Annotated in this window: 2 protein-coding genes; both read left to right on the top strand. The window is 40.7% G+C overall.

What is annotated here, in order from left to right; all coding sequences use genetic code 11:
- Positions 1-120: 120 nt before the first annotated feature.
- Positions 121-1593 carry an IS21 family transposase gene (gene istA / locus ACQRBH_RS17160; RefSeq protein WP_154322949.1) on the top strand — a complete coding sequence of 491 codons (1473 nt, stop codon included), beginning with the start codon at positions 121-123 and terminating at the stop codon, positions 1591-1593.
- The gene (istB, locus tag ACQRBH_RS17165) at positions 1593-2369 is read left to right on the top strand and encodes an IS21-like element helper ATPase IstB (RefSeq protein ID WP_427744970.1); all 777 of its coding nucleotides are present in this window, start codon (positions 1593-1595) and stop codon (positions 2367-2369) included. Before istA ends, istB begins: the two co-directional genes overlap by 1 nt.
- The last annotated feature ends 24 nt before the right edge of the window (positions 2370-2393 follow it).

Here is a 2393-nt window from a genome sequence, read left to right on the forward strand (position 1 = left end):
TGTAAACGCTATTATAAAAGTTGACCACTTTTAGCCATTTCGCTATCGAATTAGTTTACCACCTTGGAATAAACCTTTATGATTTTTAAGTCCTAATAAATCGTAAAGGAGATGAAAGGTGTGATAGTAGAAATGGACATGTACTACAAAATCAGGTCTTACTACAATGATGGCAAGTCTATTCGCTGGATTGCCCGTACTTTGGGAATCTCAAGACAGACTGTCAAAAAGTATTGTAGTGGTGACACAATCCCTGGTATACGCAAGGAATACCACAGGGACAACACCATCGTTACAGATGATGTTGAACAATTTATCCTCGGTTGTTTCAAGGAGGATGAAGCTGAAGGTCTTAAAAAGCAACAGCATACTGCAAAACGTATCTATGACAGGCTTGTTGAAGAACAGGGTTTCACTGGTGGTGAATCCACCATACGTAAGGCTGTTAATGACCTTCAAAAAGAACTGGATGTTCCAGCTCAGGCTGATATGCCTCTTGAGTATGATCCAGGCGATGCCATTCAGATAGATTGGGGCGAATGCACTGTATATCTAGATGGTGTAAGAACCAAGCTCTACAGCTTCTGTGGACGCTTATGCTATAGCTGTGATATATTCGTCCAGCTATTCCGAACTCAAAACCTTGAAGCATTTTTGGAAGCTCAGCAAAGAATGTTTGATTACTTTGGAGGCATTCCTAACAGGCTAATCTTTGATAATGCAAAAGTCGCTGTTAAAGAAGGCTTTGGCAAACATGCAGTAGCCACTGATGGATATAGAGCCTTTGCAGCCCACTACGCTTTTAAAACTGACTTTTGTAACATTGCCAGCGGTAATGAAAAAGGCCTGGTTGAAAATCTTGTAGGTTATTCCCGAAGGAATTTCATGGTGCCAGTTCCACGAGCAAAGAGCATCGAAGAACTTAACGAGCACCTGCTTACAAAATGCCTTGCATACAGAGATAAGCATAAGATTGCCAGTCATGAAAATACAGTTCGAGAAGCTTATTGTATTGAAAAGACTTACCTGCACGCAATTCCTGCTTATCGCTATGATACCAGCAGAACAGCTACACCAGATGTTGGTGATTATTCTACCGTCAGATTTGAGAAGAATAACTATTCTGTGCCTATTAAATACCTTCGAAAGACTGTTACTGTTAAAGGCTACGCGGACAAGGTGCTTATACTCTATCGTGGCAAGCTGATTGCAACCTTTGACCGCCTCTATGGTAGCGGTAAAACAGCTTATCGTCTGGAACATTACATTGATTTACTTGAGCGTAAACCAAGATGTGTATTCCAAGCTAAACCTGTAAGGGAAACTGTCGCAGAGGAATTAATCGACTGGGGAAAACAGCTTCCAGGTGGTAATGCAGAAATGGTAAAACTCCTGCGTCTGTGTGTAGACTACGGTGAAGAGAAGGTGCTTGAAGCCAAGTACTCTCTGCCAATAGGTGTAGTTCCTACCGTTGATATCATACGTAGTCAGCTACATATAAAGCCAGAAACCAATGTAGTAATGATAAGTGGCGACATCGATGTCAATTCATCTGATCTCACTAAATTCGATGAGAAATGTGGGGTGAGCTGATGAATACGCTTATTAATGAATCCATTGATTTCTATGCAAAGCTCCTCAAGGTACCTACATTTAGGAATTATGAGGAAATCGTAAGGCAGCTTGATAAGAAAGCCGGTTATGGAGACTTCCTTCTTGAAGTCATGAAAAATGAGTATGACGCCAGACAGGCTGCCACCAGGAATAGAGCTGTTAAAGTTGCTAAATTTCCTTATTTAAAAACATACGATGAGCTAGAGCTTAGCAGATTTGAGCACATCGATGAAGCATATATGAATGAACTTGCTACCTGTGATTTTATAAAGCAACGCAAGAACATCGTTATGATAGGCAATCCCGGCACCGGTAAAACACATTTATCAATAGCTCTTGGAATTAATGCCTGCAAGCTCGGTATGAAGGTTCGTTTCTTTACTGCAGCTAACCTAGCCAACTCTCTTATAGAAGCACAAGATAATAAAAGCCTGATGCGTTTGGAGAAACAGCTTGAAAAGGCTGACCTTTTAATTATTGATGAGCTTAGTTATCTTACATTTAACCTGCATCAGTCGGAGCTTCTGTTTAAGATCATTTCAGACAGAGCAGAACGTCAGAGTGTTATCGTTTCTACAAACCTTAAGTTCTCTGATTGGACAAGCATGTTTGAAAACAAGACTATGGTGGCAGCCTTAGTTGGCAGACTCACCTTTATGTCTCATGTATTAAATATGAACTCTGACAATCCTTATCGTGATGAGCATGCAGCTGTTATCGACAAAGGAAGAAAGGGGGCTAAGAAAAATGTCTAAGTACCGCTTTCTTGATACAGAGTG

The sequence above is a fragment of the Bariatricus sp. SGI.161 genome, assembly GCF_050313695.1.
In the GTDB taxonomy this organism is placed as follows: domain Bacteria; phylum Bacillota; class Clostridia; order Lachnospirales; family Lachnospiraceae; genus JAFBIX01.

Bases quoted from the DNA above. Each gene is read 5' to 3' on its own strand.
- istB (WP_427744970.1), top strand. From the start codon at position 1,593: ATGAATACGCTTATTAATGAATCCATTGATTTCTATGCAAAGCTCCTC.